The organism is Cryobacterium sp. N19 (genome assembly GCF_002929595.1).
Classification (GTDB): domain Bacteria; phylum Actinomycetota; class Actinomycetes; order Actinomycetales; family Microbacteriaceae; genus Cryobacterium; species Cryobacterium flavum.
In genome coordinates, this window is record NZ_PJJR01000050.1 from 331109 (window position 1) to 348870 (window position 17762).

The 17762-nt window shown below is 67.4% G+C and carries 15 protein-coding genes and 1 pseudogene; 11 read left to right on the forward strand and 5 right to left on the reverse strand.

The window, feature by feature from the left end:
• Positions 1-129 precede the first annotated feature (129 nt).
• Together CXY78_RS11225 and CXY78_RS11230 are read left to right on the forward strand one after the other, a co-directional pair.
• Positions 130-402 (forward strand): hypothetical protein, encoded by a 273-nt coding sequence (locus tag CXY78_RS11225; RefSeq protein WP_369827297.1) that lies wholly within the window; start codon positions 130-132, stop codon positions 400-402.
• Between the two features lie 2 nt (positions 403-404).
• Positions 405-1349 carry an FHA domain-containing protein gene (locus CXY78_RS11230; protein ID WP_092340597.1) on the forward strand — a complete coding sequence of 315 codons (945 nt, stop codon included), beginning with the start codon at positions 405-407 and terminating at the stop codon, positions 1347-1349.
• Positions 1350-1399: 50 nt separating this feature from the next.
• On the opposite strand, the gene CXY78_RS11235 is transcribed toward CXY78_RS11230, so the two are convergent.
• Positions 1400-1906, reverse strand: coding sequence for a hypothetical protein (locus tag CXY78_RS11235; RefSeq protein ID WP_104089383.1), 507 nt, complete (start codon positions 1904-1906; stop codon positions 1400-1402).
• Positions 1907-2208: 302 nt separating this feature from the next.
• Between CXY78_RS11235 and CXY78_RS11240 the strand changes: the two genes are divergently transcribed.
• The 3 genes from CXY78_RS11240 (at position 2209) to CXY78_RS11250 (ending at position 6307) form a co-directional block, all read left to right on the forward strand.
• Positions 2209-4035: a gamma-glutamyltransferase family protein gene (locus tag CXY78_RS11240; RefSeq protein ID WP_104089467.1), complete on the forward strand. Its 1827-nt coding sequence runs from the start codon at positions 2209-2211 to the stop codon at positions 4033-4035.
• A gap of 169 nt (positions 4036-4204) precedes the next feature.
• Positions 4205-4405, forward strand: a complete 201-nt coding sequence (locus tag CXY78_RS11245) for a hypothetical protein (protein WP_092340595.1) — start codon at positions 4205-4207, stop codon at positions 4403-4405.
• A 654-nt stretch (positions 4406-5059) separates the two neighbouring features.
• Positions 5060-6307 carry a PLP-dependent aspartate aminotransferase family protein gene (locus CXY78_RS11250; RefSeq protein WP_092340594.1) on the forward strand — a complete coding sequence of 416 codons (1248 nt, stop codon included), beginning with the start codon at positions 5060-5062 and terminating at the stop codon, positions 6305-6307.
• 39 nt (positions 6308-6346) lie between these two features.
• Here CXY78_RS11250 and CXY78_RS11255 read toward each other — a convergent pair whose 3' ends face one another.
• Positions 6347-7114, reverse strand: a complete 768-nt coding sequence (locus tag CXY78_RS11255) for a gamma-glutamyl-gamma-aminobutyrate hydrolase family protein (RefSeq protein WP_104089384.1) — start codon at positions 7112-7114, stop codon at positions 6347-6349.
• 210 nt (positions 7115-7324) lie between these two features.
• On the opposite strand from CXY78_RS11255, the gene CXY78_RS11260 reads away from it, so the two are divergent.
• The 5 genes and pseudogenes from CXY78_RS11260 to CXY78_RS11280 all read left to right on the forward strand — a co-directional run bounded on the left by CXY78_RS11260 (position 7325) and on the right by CXY78_RS11280 (position 12034).
• A complete protein-coding gene (locus CXY78_RS11260; protein ID WP_092340592.1) occupies positions 7325-8056 on the forward strand; it encodes a PspA/IM30 family protein in 732 nt (243 codons plus the stop codon).
• 140 nt (positions 8057-8196) lie between these two features.
• Complete coding sequence (locus CXY78_RS11265; RefSeq protein WP_092340591.1) at positions 8197-9030, forward strand: arginase family protein; 834 nt, start codon at positions 8197-8199, stop codon at positions 9028-9030.
• A 210-nt stretch (positions 9031-9240) separates the two neighbouring features.
• Positions 9241-10029: a crotonase/enoyl-CoA hydratase family protein gene (locus CXY78_RS11270; RefSeq protein ID WP_092340774.1), complete on the forward strand. Its 789-nt coding sequence runs from the start codon at positions 9241-9243 to the stop codon at positions 10027-10029.
• A gap of 169 nt (positions 10030-10198) precedes the next feature.
• On the forward strand, positions 10199-11665 hold the full coding sequence (locus CXY78_RS11275) for an NAD(P)/FAD-dependent oxidoreductase (RefSeq protein ID WP_104089385.1): 1467 nt from the start codon (positions 10199-10201) through the stop codon (positions 11663-11665).
• Between the two features lie 9 nt (positions 11666-11674).
• Positions 11675-12034, forward strand: a pseudogene (locus CXY78_RS11280) (Fe-S oxidoreductase).
• Between the two features lie 67 nt (positions 12035-12101).
• Here CXY78_RS11280 and CXY78_RS11285 read toward each other — a convergent pair.
• Both CXY78_RS11285 and CXY78_RS11290 read right to left on the reverse strand, forming a co-directional pair.
• Positions 12102-13592: a catalase gene (locus CXY78_RS11285; RefSeq protein ID WP_092340588.1), complete on the reverse strand. Its 1491-nt coding sequence runs from the start codon at positions 13590-13592 to the stop codon at positions 12102-12104.
• Positions 13593-13638: 46 nt separating this feature from the next.
• Positions 13639-14121 carry a Fur family transcriptional regulator gene (locus CXY78_RS11290; protein WP_104089387.1) on the reverse strand — a complete coding sequence of 161 codons (483 nt, stop codon included), beginning with the start codon at positions 14119-14121 and terminating at the stop codon, positions 13639-13641.
• Between the two features lie 96 nt (positions 14122-14217).
• Here CXY78_RS11290 and CXY78_RS11295 point away from each other — a divergent pair, with 96 nt between their 5' ends.
• Complete coding sequence (locus tag CXY78_RS11295) at positions 14218-16275, forward strand: MMPL family transporter (RefSeq protein WP_104089388.1); 2058 nt, start codon at positions 14218-14220, stop codon at positions 16273-16275.
• Positions 16276-16290: 15 nt separating this feature from the next.
• On the opposite strand, the gene CXY78_RS11300 is transcribed toward CXY78_RS11295, so the two are convergent.
• Complete coding sequence (locus CXY78_RS11300; protein ID WP_104089390.1) at positions 16291-17721, reverse strand: amidase; 1431 nt, start codon at positions 17719-17721, stop codon at positions 16291-16293.
• Positions 17722-17762 lie beyond the last annotated feature (41 nt).

A 17762-nucleotide genomic window follows, 5' to 3' on the forward strand; every position in this document is an offset into this window, starting at 1 on the left:
TTTACCCAAAATCCTTTACGCCACACAGCTAGGTAAATAGGCTAGGTAAATCTCGAGGTTCTCTTCCTCCTGACCGGTGCACTTGCCGGAACCTGCACCATTCTCTGTGCGAGCGAAAAGGAACTTACCGTGACCGAACGACAGACATACCTGGGCAATGTCGAGAACTCCGCTGACTCCGAGGAGCGCACCATCAAGGACTGGACCGATCTCGGCCAGGAAATGTGGTCCTATCTCACGGGCAAGGGTGCAGCGATCAACTACAGCTTCATCGATATGGTCGTCGAGGTTCCCCGCGATATCGGTCCCGACGCTCCGCGAGCCGTGTGGAAGTTCAACGGCACCCTGCGTGTAACGACGAGCGACCAGAAATCCGTCGGCTCCGATCCCTTCCGCGGCTAATCATGGGCTCCTCCGCGAGCGTGCCCCCGGCCTCGAACATCGATCTGCACATCGATCTCGCCTTCTCGCTGGAGGAGCCATCGGCCCGGCCCGATGGCTCCTCCGACGGTTCGACCGGCGACACTTTTGGAGCCGCCGACACCATGCAAGGCACGATCACTGCAGACGGCAGAGATGTGACCATCTACACGAGCAACCCGGAAATGTTCGTGCAGGGCCGGGCACTCAACCTGGAACCGTTGCGCGCACTGGCCGGCGAGTTGGCGAATCGTGGATTGACGGTGTCCGTCACCGGCCCCGTCGGGCTCATCGCCCGACTGGGCGACGTACAGGCATCCGTCACGCAACGTCTGGTGACGCGGTCACCGCACATCGTTCTCGGGTCGAGAAATGCACTCGGACCGCTGGTGCAGGCCCGCATGCGCGGGCAGGCCCGCATGCCGGTGGCGATTCCGCTTCCACCGTCGACCGTGTTTCCGCTCGCGCCGACCTTCGACCGGCGCAGCCGCCGCCGGGTCACGACGACGCACTACACGCCGGGAAGCGGGCGCCCGCGCCTCATTTTCGTCGTGGGGTCGAAGAATTGGAACGGACAGATGCCCCGAGAGTTCAACCTGCTTCCGGGCACGACGACTATCGGTTCGTCGGCCGACGCGGACCTGCAACTGCCCGGCCTGAAACCCCTGCACGCCGAGATTCGCCACGATGACAACGACGAGTACCGCCTGTTTGCGATCGGTGAGGTCGGGGGCAGTTCCCGGCCGGCCGAAGACGGCCGCAGCATCGGCAACGGACAGATTCTGCGCACCGGTTCGCGGCTTGAAATGGGCCCGTGGCGGATGGGCTATTTTCGGGAAGAGTTCGCCGATCACGGCCGCCCGTTCGGCGGGCGCGTCGGCGGCGAACTGGCCTTCCAGAAACCACAGCCGCCCCGGCCGCGCAGCTGACCGGCCCGGTGGGTGCCGCACCTCTGTGCGGCACCCACAGGGCTAGGAAGTTACGACGTGAAGAGACCGGTCCAGACCGCGCGTGATCCCGATTCTCCGATGAGCGCCACGGTCACCACAGCTTCGATCGCGCTGACCAGAACGGCCAGGTCGAGAATGATGGTGGCTACTAGACGTCCCCTGCGGCTCGGCACAGCGGATGCGAAACGCCCGCCGGCACCGACAAAATAGCGATACCAGACCCACTGCACGACGGCCACGAGGAACAGGGCGATCACCCACGGCAGCATGGTGCGACCGAGCGCAGTGTGGGTTCCGAGCAGCGGGGTGACGTTGACGAGGCGGGATTGCAGCCACTCTCCCGCCTGCACCGCCAGGGGGACCAGCGCGAGCGCGGCGAGGGCCACGAGCGGCGTCACGATACCCAGCCGCCGCCGAACGGCCGGCCAGAATGCAGTGAGCAGCGTGCACAGTGCCGCCAGCGGAACCACGATCACGACGGCGTGCACGATGAGGACGTGCAGCGGCAATCCGTTGAATTCCCAATCAAAGTTCATGGTGCGTCTCTCCCGATGTCGAGTTCGCGCCGCGCCGCGCAGGTTGTGCTCGACCGGCCGGAGACCTCCGGCCTGAGCGGGCACTTAGTGCGCCTGATCATTGCACAAATCGAGCTGATTCGACGTAAATGAGTCGAAGTGGCGAGCCGTCGGCATGCTCACCCGCTATCGGGTCACGCCGTAATCAGCGGTGGGCGGGGTGCCGACCGGCACCCCGCCCACACTCGTGCGAGGGTAGACGGGTGACCTATACCGCTGCGAACACCTTCACCACCCGTCCGACCCTGCAGGGAACATTTGGCATGACCGCCTCGACGCACTGGCTCGCGACGGCCTGCGCCCAGGCCGTGCTCGAACGCGGCGGCAACGCCTTCGACGCGGCCGTGGCCGGCGCCTTCGTGCTACACATCGTCGAACCCCATCTCAACGGTCCGGGCGGCGACATGACCGGCGTCTTCGTCACCGCCAGCGAACCGGATGCCCCCCGCATCTTGATGGGCCAGGGCCCGGCCCCAAAGAACGCCACCATCGAGCACTACCGGTCGGAAGGCCTCGACCTGGTTCCCGGGTCTGGTGTGCTCGCCGCGGCCGTTCCCGGCGCGGTCGACGCCTGGCTCGTGCTGCTGCGCGATTACGGCACCTGGGAGCTGTCTGACGTGCTCGCGTTCGCCCTCGGGTACGCGCGCGACGGGCATCCGATTCTGGGACGGGTCGTCGCCACGATCACCTCCGTCGCGACGCTGTTCACCGAGCACTGGCCCACCTCGGCAGCGCAGTGGATGCCGGATGGTCGCCTTCCACAGGCCGGCGACCTCGTGACCAATGCGGCCTGGGCGCGAAGCCTCGACCGTCTGCTCGCGGCCAGCGCGGACGCGGCCGTCGCGACCCGCGAGGGACGCATCGACGCGGCCAGGCAGGAATGGCGGGAGAGGTTCGTGGCCCGGGCCATCGTCAACTTCGGGCACACGCCGCACCGCCATTCCTCGGGAACCGACCACGCCGGTGTTATGACCCTGGCGGATCTGGCCGGCTTCGAAGCGAGCATCGAAGAGGCCGTGACCGTCGAGTTTCGGGGTTACACGATCGCCAAGACCGGCGCCTGGGGCCAGGGACCGGCGCTGCTGGCGACCCTGATGATTCTGGACGGCTTCAGCGACGAGTACCTCGACCCCTCGACCGCGCTGGGCGCGCACACGATTCTCGAGACCCAGAAACTTAGCATCGCCGATCGGGAGGCCTACTACGGCGATGCCGCGGTGCCCACTAACTCTGTGCCGCTCGGATACCTGCTCTCGGCCGACTACGCGGCCACCCGGCGGGCACTCATCACGGATACCGCCTCGCACGAGTTTCGCCCGGGCATCGTTCCCGGCCACGCCCCGTACTACCCGGTACTGCGCACCGACTACACAACGGAGGCGCTGTTAGATCAGGGTGCGGGGTCATCCGCTGGGGTGGGCGAACCGACGGTGGCCGCGCCGGCCAGCGCTGCACCATCTCGCACCGTGGCCGAGCCCGAAACGCTCTCGACCGGCGAACTGCGCGGTGACACCTGCCACATCGACGTCGTCGACCGCTGGGGCAACATGGTCTCGGCGACGCCGTCGGGTGGCTGGCTGCAATCGTCGCCGACGATTCCCGAGTTGGGGTTCTGCCTCGGCTCCCGGCTGCAGATGACCTGGCTCGAGCCGGGCGCACCCTCGGCACTGACCGGCGGCAAGCGGCCGCGCACGACCCTCACGCCGACGCTCGTGCTGAAGGACGGGCAGGCGGTGACGGCGCTCGGCTCCCCCGGCGGCGACCAGCAGGACCAGTGGCAGTTGCTGTACCTGCTGCGCACGATCGTCGGCGGCTACACCCCGCAGCAGGCGATCGATGCGCCCGCGTTTCACAGCACCTCGTTTCCGGGTTCGTTCTGGCCGCGCACCTGGGAGCCCGGCGGCGCCGTGGTGGAGGATCGGCTGGGCGATGCGGTAATCACCGAGCTGGAACAGCGTGGCCACCGCATTACCCGCGCCGGCGACTGGGCACTCGGCCGCATCTCGGCGGTCACTCGGGAGCCGCAGACCGGGCTGCTGCAGGCGGCGGCTAACCCGCGCGGGGCTCAGGGCTACGCGGCCGGTCGCTGACTCCGCGGCAAAATACCACCCTTCCGGGTTTTCTGCTGTCCCCACGAGTGGGGAGGACATTGACCTGTCTATCCCCACTAGATTGGAGCTATCGAACCGATTACCCGAGTCGGCGATGGAACGGACAATCGTGAAAATGTTGCAGACAGAGTGCCCAGAATGCCAGCAAATGGTATGGATCACGTCGGATACCCGGTTCGCGACCTATCACTCGTTGGCCAACTCCACCACGGATTGCCCCGGCTCCCGCATGAACGTTCCGGTACCCCCCAAACAGACTGCTGCGAGCCGTCGGCGCGCGCAGGCCGAGCTGCTCGCCTGGACCCACGCCACGAGCGCGGTCGGCGCCGGCAAACACCAGGCCGCCTGACCCGTTGCTCCCCGGGATCGACATCGACTCACCCGACCAATCGATGCCTTCCCCGTTCCGGTTCGCGAGAGCGGGAAATTCGTTGCCTAAGCACTCCTGAAGCAACAATTTTTCCGCTCTCGCGCGTTGTGGCGGCGCGGGGTTGGGGTAGCGCTGGTGGGCGGCATCCGCTTCGCGCAATTCGTGGTCGATACCCACAGCCTGCGATCTTCAACTGTTCGACCTCCCATCCGGGTGGGTCACTGTTCGTAAATTCACTGTCAGTGACTTTTCTTGCTCACGAATGACCACGTGGATTTGTCGGGATGTCTCCTAGATGTTTCCAAAGAGTTAAAACAGCGCGGCGGGGTGCACCCGGACGGGGGCGGCCCGCGATACCTGCGGTTGCAACGGATGCATAACAAACCGACCGACCGGGAACGGCTGGCTGCCCGGTGGGGGTAGACTCCTTTTTCCATTTTTATCAGCCTCTTCTCAGGCCGTCCCCCGTACGGTTATAAACGGAGTTCCCCCACTCCAACGATTGGCCCCGGTATATTTCTCACCTCCCCCCAGGCGAGAAGTGCCGGGGCTTTTTCGTGATCTCGGCCCGGCCAGATGCCGATGGCGCGTAACGTTCGGCGCCGCACTCCGCGATGGGCCTAGCGTGGTGGAATGAGCCTTCGCACCGAACCGACGCCCACCACGAGCCCGGCACCGCGGCCCGACAAACACGACCCGACCACGCTGGGCTTCCAGACCCAGTCGGTGCATGCCGGCAACGAGATCGACGCCGGGTCGGGCGCGCTGCGCACGCCGATCGTCATGGCCAACTCGTATGCCCTGCCGGAGGACCCGTCGACGCTGAGCTGGTCGGGTGCGACCCCCGGTCTCTACACCCGCAACACCGGCACTAACCAGCAGGGCCTGCAGCAGAAGCTCGCCGTGCTCGAAGGCGGCGAGGACGCGGTGACGCTGGCCAGCGGGGTCGCGGCGCTGCACGCCGTGTTCTTCACCCTGCTGAAGAGCGGCGACCACGTCGTCGTCGCCAACGTGACCTATGAGGCCTCCTATCGACTGTTCACGGAGCTGTTGCCGGAGAAGTACGGGATCGAGGCCACCTTCGTCGACGCGACGGACCTGGCGGCGGTGCGCGGCGCCATCCGCTCGTCGACGCGGTTGATTCACATTGAGACGGTCGGCAACCCCACGACCGCGGTAACGGATGTCGCGGCCGTCGCGACGATCGCGCACGAGGCCGGCGCGCTGCTCTCCATAGACAACACGTTCACGCCACCACCGCTGTTTCGCCCGATCGAGCACGGAGCTGACCTGGTCGTGCACTCGCTGACCAAGTACATCAATGGGCACGGCGATGCGATGGGCGGCGCGGTGATCGGCGGGGCAGCGCTGATCCGCCGGATCAAGCTCGACGCGATGGTCGATGTCGGCGGTGTGATCAGCCCGTTCAACGCCTGGCTGATCATGCGCGGCTCGGTCACCCTGCCGCTGCGCATTCGGCAGCACTGCGAGTCGGCGCTGGCCATCGCCCGCCTTCTGGAGGCCGACCCGCGGGTGGCGTTCGTGGCCTACCCGGGTTTGGCGTCGCATCCGCAGCACGCCGTCGCGCTGCGACAGCTGTCGCACGGGTTCGGCGGGGTGCTCGCCTTCGCGGTCGCCGGCGACAAGGCCACGCAGAACCGGTTCGTCGCGAACCTGCGCGTGATCACCTCGGCCGTGTCACTCGGCCACGACGAGTCCCTCATCGTGCACGTCGACAATTCCGGGCCGCGCGTCGCGGCCTACCCGGCCGCGTTTCGCGAGTTCGGGCACCTGCGCTTCTCGGTGGGCCTCGAGGACACCGCTGATCTGGTGGCGGATCTCGTGGCGGCGCTCGATGCTACGTTCTCGGCTGCTGCCTAAGGCGTGCGAGGTGCTGCGGCTTGCTTCGCCGGTGCGAACTTAGGCGGCGAGCGCGTTCGTGACCCGCGCCCGGGCGTCGTGCTGGGCGGCGAGGCCGGCCAGGAGCAGCGCCAGCTGGTCGACCGGGGCATCGGGCGCCTCGGGGTGCCACTGCACACCGATGATCGGCGCGGTTTCGTGTTCGAGGGCTTCGATCAGGCCGTCGGGAGCGTGCGCGGCAGCAACGAGGCCGGAACCGAGGCGGTCGACGATCTGGTGGTGGGCACTCTGCACCGAGATGTCGACGCGGCCGAGGCTCGCGGCGAGGGTGCTGTCATTGCTGAGCGTGACGTCGTGGGTGGAGAGGATCTGGTCGATCGGCACGCCGATGTTTTTGTGGATGCCGTCGTCGATGTGCTGCACCAGGTTGCCGCCGAGGGCGACGTTGATGATCTGCAGGCCACGGCAGATGCCGAGCAGCGGGGTGCCGAGCGCGAGGGCGCGCTGCACGAGAGCGATCTGCCCCTCGTCGGCGGCGGCGAAGTGCGCTGTCTCGCCCTCATAGCCGGTGGAGCCGCCGTAGAAGTTGGGGGTGACGTCTTCGCCGCCGACGATGACGAGGGCGTCGGCATCCGCTGTGAGGCGAAGCAGGGCGGCGGGCGTGACGTCGGCCGCAGCGACGCGCGTGACGGTCCAGCCGGCTTTGTCGGCCTCGGTGACGACGCGGGCATTGAGCACCTGCACCTTGGCGTGATACGCGGGGCGGTCGGGACGCGCGGTGGTGACCTCGACGACGGCGAGCATCCGGTTCGTGAATTCTTGGTTCATGGCGCAGCTCCCGTCGTGTCGTGTTGTTTCCATTGTGGGCGGGGCGCGCGTGGCACGCGAGCGCCCCTGTAACACGGGGCAACATCGCTCCCGGTTCGGATTTTCGGCGGTTCCCAGACTCGTGTCTGCCGGTCACCCTAAACTTTGCAACAGGCACGCACGTTCCTGGCGAGACCTCGCCCAGGGTCACTCCTTTGAAAGGACCTCCGAATGACCAAGCAGTCCATCTTCGGCCGTATTGCCCAGCTCGCGAAGGCGAACATCAACTCGATCCTCGACTCGGCGGAAGACCCCGCGAAAATGCTCGACCAGATGGTGCGCGACTTCTCCAGCAGCATCTCCGACGCCGAAAGCGCCATCGCCGAGACCATTGGCAACCTGCGACTGCTCGAAGACGACCACCGCGAAGATCAGGAAGCCGCCGTGGAGTGGGGCGACAAGGCCCTCGCGGCCAGCCGCAAGGCCGACGACCTGCGCCTCGTCGGCAACGCCGCCGACGCCGACAAGTTCGACAACCTTGCCAAGGTCGCGCTCGGCCGCCAGCTCCGCGACGAGAAGGAGGCGCGGGCCGCCGAACCGCAGATCCAGTCGCAGACGGCCATCGTCAACCAGCTCAAGACCGGCCTGAACGCCATGAAAGAGAAGCTGGTGCAGCTCACCAACAAGCGCGCCGAGCTGATCGCCCGGTCGAAGACCGCCCAGGCGCAGGCTCAGGTGATGGACGCCGTCAAGAGCATCGATATGATGGACCCCACCAGCGAGGTCAACCGGTTCGAAGACAAGATCCGCCGCGAAGAAGCCCGTGTGCGCGGTGCCCAGGAGCTCGCAGCGTCGAGCCTCGATGCCCAGTTCGAAAGCCTCGACGACCTCGGCGAGCTGACCGAAGTGGATGCCCGACTAGCGGCTCTCAAGGCCGGCAACACCGCAGCCATCGAGGGCTAGTCGCTGAGTGGACAACTTTGAGTGGTTGCGAGCCCGTCACACCCACCAAAGTTGTCCACTGAGGCGTCGTTTGACGGAGGAGAAATTCGCTGCTGGCGAAGCGGATGCTTGCGGCCCCGGCGGCTGCGCCATACTGAGGTATGGCTCCCACCTTCGTTGTAGTGCCGCAGTGGCAGGGTTCGATTTCTCCGCGCGCGATGCGCCTGGTCGACGGGGCGGCGGCCATTCAGGGCGACCTGCCGTTCTCGGCCACGCGCCTGGTCGACGTGCCGGTCGAGGCCGGTGATGCGCTCGATACCGGCGTGCACCGGTTCTCCGCGATCGCGCAGGTGCGCGAGCGCCACACCAAGATTTTGAAGGACACCACCGACTGGGCTTTGTCGATCGGCGGCGACTGCGGCATCACGCTGGCCGCGGTGGAGCACGCGGCGCGCACGCATCCGAATGATCTGGCCGTGGTCTGGTTCGACGCCCACCCCGACCTGCACACGCCGGAATCCTCGCCGTCGGGCGGGTTCTGCGGCATGGTGCTGCGCGCGATCAGCGGCGAGGGGCCGACCGAACTCGACCTGCAGGCTTCGAGCACCGTGCCGCTTGAGAACGTGGTGCTGGCCGGCATTCGCGACGTCGACGACGCCGAAGACGTGCTGCTGCACGAGCGCAGCCTGGTGAGCGTGTCGTGCTCGGAGCTGGCCGACCCGGCCGCGCTCGTCGCGGCCATCGCGGCGACCGGCGCCACGCATGTCTTCGTGCACATCGACCTCGACGTACTCGACCCGTCGGCGCTCGACGGCCTGAGCGACCTGATTCCATTCGGACTGAGCGTGGCCGATCTCGGCGGCGCGATCACCGCGCTGCGCGCCGAGTTCACCCTCGCCGGCGCGACCATCACCGGGTTCGCGCCCGCCTCGCCCGAGGCGGCGAACGACGACCTCCCGAGCATCCTGCGCATCATCGGGGCGCTCACGCGCTGAGCCCGGCTTCCCCACAAAGTCAGCGGGCACCGTTGCCGCATAACTCCTGCAATTTCTGGCCGGCTGACGGCGTATCCGTGTCTTTCCGGGCAACTCCGTGGGACCCCACACAAATTGCAGGAGTTATGCCCGGGCGCAGGACCATACAGTCCGGTCAGGACCGCAGGATTTCACACGAGTCAGAATTCACACCAGCCAATGGAGGCCCGCATGACCGACCAGCCCCGCATTCTCACCGAACGCCGCGGCCACATTCTGCTGATCGGGCTGAACCGGCCCGAGAAACGCAATGCCGCCGATTTCGCCCTGCTGCAGCAGCTGTCACTCGCCTACGGGGAGCTGGACCGCGACCCCGAACTGCGCGTCGGACTGATCTACGCGGTCGGCGAGCACTTCACCGCCGGGCTGGACCTCGCCGATATCGGCCCGAGGCTCGGCCCGAACGGACTCGACATGGTGCCGGAGGGCGGCATCAATCCGTGGCAAGTGGATGGCATTTCGGTGAGCAAACCGGTCGTCATCGCCGTGCAGGGCACCTGTCTCACCCTCGGAATCGAGCTGATGCTCGCGAGCGACATCGTGGTCGCCGCGCAATCCACGAAGTTCGGGCAGATCGAGGTGGCCCGGGGAATCCTGCCGTTCGGCGGGGCGACCATTCGGTTTCCGCGCACGGCGGGTTGGGGCAATGCCATGCGCTGGCTGCTCACTGGCGACCTGTTCGACGCCACCGAGGCCCACCGAATGGGACTCGTGCAGGAGATCGTGCCCGACGGCACCCAGGTCGACCGCGCCCTCGAGCTCGCCGACAAGATCGCCGCCCAGGCTCCCCTCGCCATCCAGGCCACCCTCGCCAACGCGCGGTTGGCAGAGCGGGAGGGGGCGGCATCCGCTGAGGCAGCGCTGCAGCCCGCCCTCGCCCGCCTGGTGCAAACCGAGGACTCCCTAATCGGCATGCAGTCCTTTCTCACCCGAACCCCCGCCATCTTCGTGGGCCGCTGACCCCTCCCTTTTGGGACGGGGCCCAGGCCCCGTCCTTGGGCCCAGTTTATAAACTGGGCCCAAGGCCAGAAGGTGGGCCCGGAGCCGCCGAGGCGACCAACTCATTCGCCAGAACCTCGGGTAGGCTACTCCAAACCCGCACACCGCCACCCCCCGTCAAGGAGATTCAATGTCGAGTCAGAGCTACGACGTCATCGTGATCGGCGGCGGCGCTGTCGGCGAGAACGTCGCCGATCGCACCGCGCAGGGCGGCCTCACCACGGTCGTCGTCGAGAGCGACCTGGTCGGGGGCGAATGCTCCTACTGGGCTTGCATGCCGTCGAAAGTGTTGCTGCGCAGCGGCGCCGCCCTCGCGGCAGCCCGCCGGGTACCCGGCGCCGCCGAGGCCGTCACCGGTACCGTCGACGTGCGCGCCGCCCTGAAACAACGCGATTCCATTGCGAGCAATTGGAAAGACGACGGCCAGGCCAAGTGGCTCGACTCCGCCGGCATTGCCCTGGTACGCGGCCACGCCCGCCTTACCGGCATCAAAGAAGTCACCGTGACGCAAGCGGATGGCGCGGTGACCGTTCTCACCGCCACCCACGCCGTCGTCATCAGCACCGGGTCAGCGGCGCTGCTGCCCGATATCCCCGGGCTGACAGACATTGACCCCTGGACCAGCCGGGACGCGACGAGCGCCCAGCAGATTCCACCCCGCCTGGCCGTGATCGGCGGCGGTGTCGTCGCCGCCGAGATGGCCGCCGCATACGCCTCGCTCGGGTCGGCGGTGACCGTCATCGCCCGCAGCCCCCTGCTCGGCGGCCAGGAGCCGTTCGCCGGCGAACTCGTCACCGCCGCCTTGATCGAGAACGGCGTCACCGTGCTCGTCGGGCCCTCCACCACCGAGGCGCACCGCGAAGGCGGCGCTGTCACGCTCACCCTCGACGACGGCAGCACGGTGACAGCCGAGAAAGTACTCGTGGCCATCGGCCGCACGCCGCGCACCCAGGACCTCGGCCTCAACACCGTCGGCCTCAACGGCGGCGACTGGCTCGCCGTCGACGACACGCTGCTCGTGCAGGGCGACTCCCCAACGCTCGCTGGCGACTGGCTCTACGCCACCGGCGATGTCAACCACCGGGCGCTCCTCACCCACCAGGGCAAGTACCAGGCCCGCGCGGCCGGCGATGCCATCGTGACCCGCGCGGCCGGCACCCCGGTCGATAACGCACCGTGGGGCGCTCACGTGGCGACGGCCGACCACGCCGCCGTTCCTCAGGTGACCTTCACCGACCCGGAGGTGGCGTCGGTGGGACTGACCGCGGCATCCGCTGTGAAGGCGGGATATCGCATCCGCATCCTGGACTACGACCTGGCCAACCTGGGTGGCTCCGCGGTGCTCGCAGTCGGCTACATCGGCAAGGCCCGGGCCATCGTCGACCTCGACCGGGAGGTGCTGCTCGGCGTCACCTTCGTCGGGCAGGACGTCGCCGAACTGCTGCACTCGGCCACGGTCGCCATCGTTGGCGAGGTTCCGATCAACCGGCTGTGGCACGCGGTCCCGAGCTACCCCACTCTTAGCGAGGTGTGGCTGCGCCTGCTCGAGGCCTACGGTCGTCCCGGGTTCACCGAGAACGACGGGCGGAAGAATTAGGCTGAGCGGATGCGCCGCCTCCTCTTCGATTCACCGTTCAGCCGCGCCGGCTTCCTGTACGCAACCGCATTCGGGCTGGTCTGGGGCTCGATCTGGAGCACCGGGCGGGTCGAAAAACGGGCCGGACTGTTCGTGTTTCGCGGCATGCCGCCGTAGACCTTCGGACGCGGCGGCTCCTGTGTGGGCGGCTGCTACCTCACCAACCAGAACGTCACCGCGGCCGTGCTCGAGCACGAGGCCGTGCACAAACGCCAGTGGCAGCGCTTCGGCGTGGTCTTTCCTCTGCTCTACGCGGTCGCCGGGCGCAATCCGCTCACGAACCGCTTCGAGATCGAAGCCGGCCTGAAAAACGGCGGCTATATCCGCTAGCGCGAGCGGATGCACGAAACCTCCCGGCCTGCGAACAGGCCGGGCGGTTGTGATCAACCGAGACGTGCTACTTCGCGGCGACGTACTCCGCGTCAACGGCAGCGGCTTCGGCGAACACGGCGAGGTTCGCGCGCAGCTTGGCACCGAGGTCGGTGTCGACGCTAGTCCAGTACCAGATAGCGCGCTCGGTGACCTCTGGACGGGTCACACCGCTGATGGCACCGGTGATGGTGTCGAGGAACCGGGCCTTGGCGGCGTCGTCGTAGATCTCGCGGTACAGCGTTCCGGCCTGGCCGAAGTCGCTGTCTTCACTGCGCAGGGTCGCGGCGGCGCGCAGCAGCGTACCGTCCCCCTCCCAGGCACCCTCGCCGGCAGCAGCCGGGTCGGCGACGGGGCCGCCGAGGGAGTTGGGCGCGTAGTTCGGCTGGTCGGCTGAGTTGAAGTGGTGACGCTGCGCGCCGTCCTGCGAGTAGTTGTTCACCGGGCTCGTGGGAGCGTTGATGGGCAGCTGCGCGTAGTTGGTGCCCACGCGGTAGCGCTGAGCGTCGGGGTAGGAGAAGATGCGCGCCATGAGCATCTTGTCGGGGCTCGCCGCGATTCCGGGAACGAGGTTGGCCGGAGAGAACGCCGCCTGCTCGATCTCGGCGAAGAAGTTCGCCGGGTTGCGGTTGAGGGTGTGGGTGCCCACCGGGATCAGCGGGAAGTCGGCGTGCGGCCAGACCTTGGTCACGTCGAACGGGTTGAACCGGTAGGTGTTGCCCTGCTCGTACGGCATGACCTGCACGGACACGTTCCAGGACGGGAAGTTGCCGGCGGCGATGGCGTCGGAGAGGTCGCGACGGTAGTAGTCGGCATCCGCTCCGGCGATGAGCTCAGCCTCAGAGCCTTCCATCTCCACGTTGCCCTGGTTGGATTCGAAGTGGTACTTCACCCAGAAGCGCTCGCCGGCCGCGTTGATCCACTGGTAGGTGTGCGAACCGAAGCCGGGCATCTCACGCCAGGAGCGCGGCAAGCCGCGGTCGCCCATGAGGTAGGTGACCTGGTGTGCCGACTCCGGGGAGAGGGTCCAGAAGTCCCACTGCATGGTCGCGTCGCGGAGGCCCGTGCCCGGCAGACGCTTCTGCGAGTGGATGAAGTCGGGAAACTTGATGCCGTCGCGGATGAAGAACACCGGGGTGTTGTTTCCGACGATGTCGTAGTTACCCTCGCTCGTGTAGAACTTCACCGAAAAACCGCGAACATCGCGCCAGGTGTCTGGACTGCCCTGTTCGCCAGCGACGCTGGAGAAGCGCTGCAGGGTTTCGGTCTTCGTGCCCGGCTGGAACACGGCCGCGCGGGTGTACTGGGAGACGTCGCCGGTGACGACGAACTCGCCGTGCGCTCCGCCGCCCTTGGCGTGCACGATGCGCTCCGGAATGCGCTCGCGGTTGAACTGGGCGAGCTTCTCGACCAGGTAACGGTCGTGCAGGGCGGTAACGCCGTCGGCACCGACGGTGAGGGAGTGCGCGTCGCTGGCGACGGGCGTTCCCGTCTGGTCTGTTGTGGGCTTGATAGTCATGGTGCTCCTTGATTGTGAACAGCAACGCGAGGTTGTCGGGGGAAGTTTAGGGGGCCAAAGTGTCGGCCTGGCACCGTGCGCAGAGGCCCCAGTAGATGACCTCGGCGGCGCGCACGTCGAAACCGAGCGCATCCGCTGGAGTAAGGCAGGGAGAGTGGCCGACGGCGCAGTCCACGTCGTGCACCACGCTGCAGCGGGTGCAGACGATGTGGTGGTGGTTGTCGCCCACTCGGCGTTCGAACAGCGCGGGCGAACCGGCCGGTTCGATCTTGCGCACCAGCCCGGCGGCGGTGAACGAGGCGAGCACCCCGTAGACCGCCTGCAACGACGTGCCCGGCAGGTCGGAATGTACCGCGCCGAAGAGGGCGTCGGCGTTGGAGTGCGGCTTGTCGGTAAGGGCGCGCAGCACCGCCAGCCGCGGCGCGGTCACCTTGAGACCGGCAGAACGGATGCTGTCGGCCAGCGCGGCGGCGTCGGCTGCGGCCAGGCGAAGCCCCGCGTCATCGTGGCTGGCATCGGTCAAAGGCATACTTCGACCCTAGCAGTTGTTTTGATTAATTCAAAACAATCTTGGAGCCTCGTTTACCTAGCTAGGATAGCGATTATCGAGGTTCTGGGAGGAACTGTGCTCGCCATCTCACGCTTCATCACCGGCAAACGCACCGCCTGGGCGGTTCTACTCGGTACCATCATTGCCGTCGGACTGTTGTTCGCCCTGCTTCCGGCTAATGAATCCGCAGATTTTTCGGCCGCCGGGTTGCCGGAAAGCAGCCAGGCCGCGCAGGTCACCAAGCTCCTCGCCGAGTTTCCCTCGGCCGATCAGACCGCGGCGATCGTGGTCTGGAGCCGCGACGGTGCCGCACTAACGCCGGCCGACAAGACCGCGATCACCGCCGCCGCCGAGGAACTCGGTGCCGCGTCGATCGCCCCCCGGGCAGCGACTCCCCAGTTCAGCAAGGACGGCCAGGCCGCCCTGAGCGTGATGCCACTTCAGGCCGCGACGGCAACGGCCGATGTCGAGAAGACGGCCACTGACATTCGTTCGACGGCGTCGGCCGGAATGCCCAGCGGTCTGAACGCCTATGTCACCGGGCCGGTCGGTTTTCAGGCGGACATCACCAATGCCTTCGCCGGAGCTGATTTTCGCCTGCTGCTGGTGACCGTGGTCGTCGTGGCTGTGCTGCTGATCGTGACGTACCGCAGCCCGGTGCTCTGGATCGTGCCGCTCGTCGTGGTCGGCCTGGCCGACGGCCTGGCCGGCAAGGTGGTCGGGGCGCTGGCCGAGCCGCTCGGTTTCGCCCTCGACGCGTCGATCTCGGGCATCCTGTCGGTGCTGGTCTTCGGCGCGGGCACCAACTACGCCCTGTTGCTCGTGGCCCGCTACCGCGAGGAATTGCTGCACACCGAGAACCGCAACCAGGCGATGCGCACCGCCGTGACGAGCGCCGGCCCGGCGATCGCGGCGAGCGGCGGAACGGTCGCGCTGAGCCTGGCCACCCTGGTGTTCGCCGAACTGGCTGGTAACCGGGCGCTCGGCATCGCCTGCGCCATCGGCGTGATCATCGCCATCCTGTTCGCCCTGCTCGTGCTGCCGGCCGCCCTCGTAGTGTGCGGGCGCGGGCTGTTCTGGCCGTTCATTCCGCGGGTGCAAGCAGGGGCCGCCGCCCCGCGCACCGGCTTCTGGACCAGGCTCGGCCGAGGCGTGTCGAAGCATCCGGTGATCATCACGGTCGTGTCCGTGCTCGCGATCGGGTCGCTCGCGTTCGGGCTGAACGGCGCCGCCGTCGGGCTGAGCCAGACCGATCAGTTGCTCGGCGACCCGGAGTCGGTCGTTGCACAGGACATCGTGGATGCGTCTTTTTCGGCTGGGCTGACCAGCCAGACCGTTGTGCTGGCGCCGGATGCGGCATCCGCCGACGCCGTAGCGGTCGCACTGAAAACCCCTGGCGTCTCCTCGGCCGTGGCTGGCGAGAACGCCGGCGGCCTCACCCGCATCGATGTCACGCTTGACAGCGAGCCGGGCAGCGACCAAACCTTCACGGCCATCGCCGCGCTGCGCACCGAGTTAGCGGATGCCCCGGCCGCGGTGTCGCAATCGCTGGTCGGTGGCAGCGATGCCACGGCCCTCGACACGAAAACCACGGCCGAACGCGACCAGGACCTGATTCTGCCACTGATCCTCGGCATCGTCTTTCTGATTCTGGCGCTGCTGCTGCGCTCACTCGTGGCACCGGTGCTGCTCATCGCGACCGTGCTCGGCACCTTCTTCGCCAGCCTCGGCGCCTCGAACCTGATTTTTCAGAACCTGCTCGGTTTCAAGGCCTTCGACACCAACGTCGTACTGTTCGCGTTCCTGTTCTTGGTGGCACTCGGTGTGGACTACAACATCTTTCTGACCACCAGGGCCCGCGAAGAGGCCAAACGCTACGGCACGCGCGAGGGCATGGTGCGGGCGCTCTCGTCGACCGGCGCGGTGATCACGAGCGCCGGAATTCTGATCGCGGCGGTGTTCGCCGTGCTCGGGGTGCTTCCCGTGGTGGCCCTCACCCAGATCGGTGTGATCGTCTGCATCGGGGTGCTGCTGGACACCCTCGTCGTGCGCACCGTGCTCGTGCCGGCGCTGGTGTTTCTGGTCGATGACCGGTTCTGGTGGCCGTCGCGGCCGGTGTCCACCCGACAGTAGCCCCGGCTGCCAGGGTTACGCCGGCTCGGGCGGCACCCGATCCTGCCAGCGGATGCGCCGCTCCAGCTGCGCGCCGAGCGCGAGCAGCGTGGCCTCGCCGCCCGGCCTGCCGATGAGCTGCACGCCCATCGGCAGGCCGTCGTCGGTCTGGTGCACCGGCAGCACGATGGCCGGCAACCCGCTCACGTTGATCATCGAGGTAAACGGCGTGTACTGCACCTGCTGGGCGAAGTTGGCCTCGGCGTCGTCGGCGTCGTACCAGCCGACCGGTCGCGGCGTCAGGGCCATGGCCGGGGTCAGCACGGCATCGAATTTGGACAACTGGTGAATGAACGACCGCTCAAACGCGGTCAGTGCGGCGAGCGCCTCGGCCAGGTCGCGGGCACCGAGCGCGCGGCCGCGGGCCAGCAGCCACTGGGTCAGCGGTTCGAGCAGGGCGATCTCGGCCTCGGTTTCAGCCGGGATACCGGCAGCTCCGGCCTGCCAGATGGTGCGGAACGCCGGCACGTAGCTGGCGTCGGGCTTCAAAGCGGTCTCTTCGAGCCCGTGGTGCAGGGCGGCGAACCCTGCGACGGCCAGGTCGAGGGCGGCTTGCGCTTCGGGGGCGATCGCTATGGAGTAGTCGTTATCCCAGGCCGAGGTGGTCATGACGCCGAGCTGAAACCGGCCTTCGCCGCGCACCGCCGCCGCGAGCAGCGGCGTTTCATCGCCGGGGGCGCGCAGGGCGTAGTGGTGGTCGGGGTGACCGTCTCGGGGAGCGATCATGGCGTCGAGCAGCAGCGCGGCATCCGCTACGGTGCGGGCGAGCGGGCCGCCGACCGGGAGGCCGCCGAGCTTGTCGATGCCGGAGGCGGCGGGCACGCGCCCGCGGCTCGGCTTGAGCCCGACCAGTCCGCAGGCGGCAGCGGGAATGCGAATGGACCCGCCGCCGTCGGAGCCGGGCGCGAACGGCAGCAGCCGGGCTGCGACCGCGACGGCGGCGCCGCCGCTGGATCCGCCGGCACCGAGCGCGAGGTTCCACGGGGTGCGCGCGGGCGGCGCTGCGAGGCTTTCGGTGTAGGAGGCCAGGCCGAATTCGGGGGTGTTGGTCTTGCCGAGGCTGACCCCGCCGGCGTCGTCGAGCGCCTGAACGAGGTCGTCGGACTGGTCGGGTACGTAGCCATCGAACAGGCGCGACCCGAACCCCGCGTGTACCCCGGCGCGCAGGTACAGGTCTTTATCGGCGAATGGGAGACCCCAGAGCGGGGCGGTGCGGGGCATCCGTTCTTCGACGAACCGGGCCCTGGCACGAGCGGCATCCGCGGTGACGGTGACGAAAGCGCCGAGCGCCGGGTTGAATTTGTCGATGCGCCCGAGGTAATGCTCGGTGAGTTCGCTCGGGCTGATTTCGCGGCTCTGCAGGGCCTGCCATTGTTCCAGGGCGGTCAATTCGTGTGGATCAGCCATGTGCCGAGCTTAGTTCGACCGGGACCGGCGGGCAGCCAACA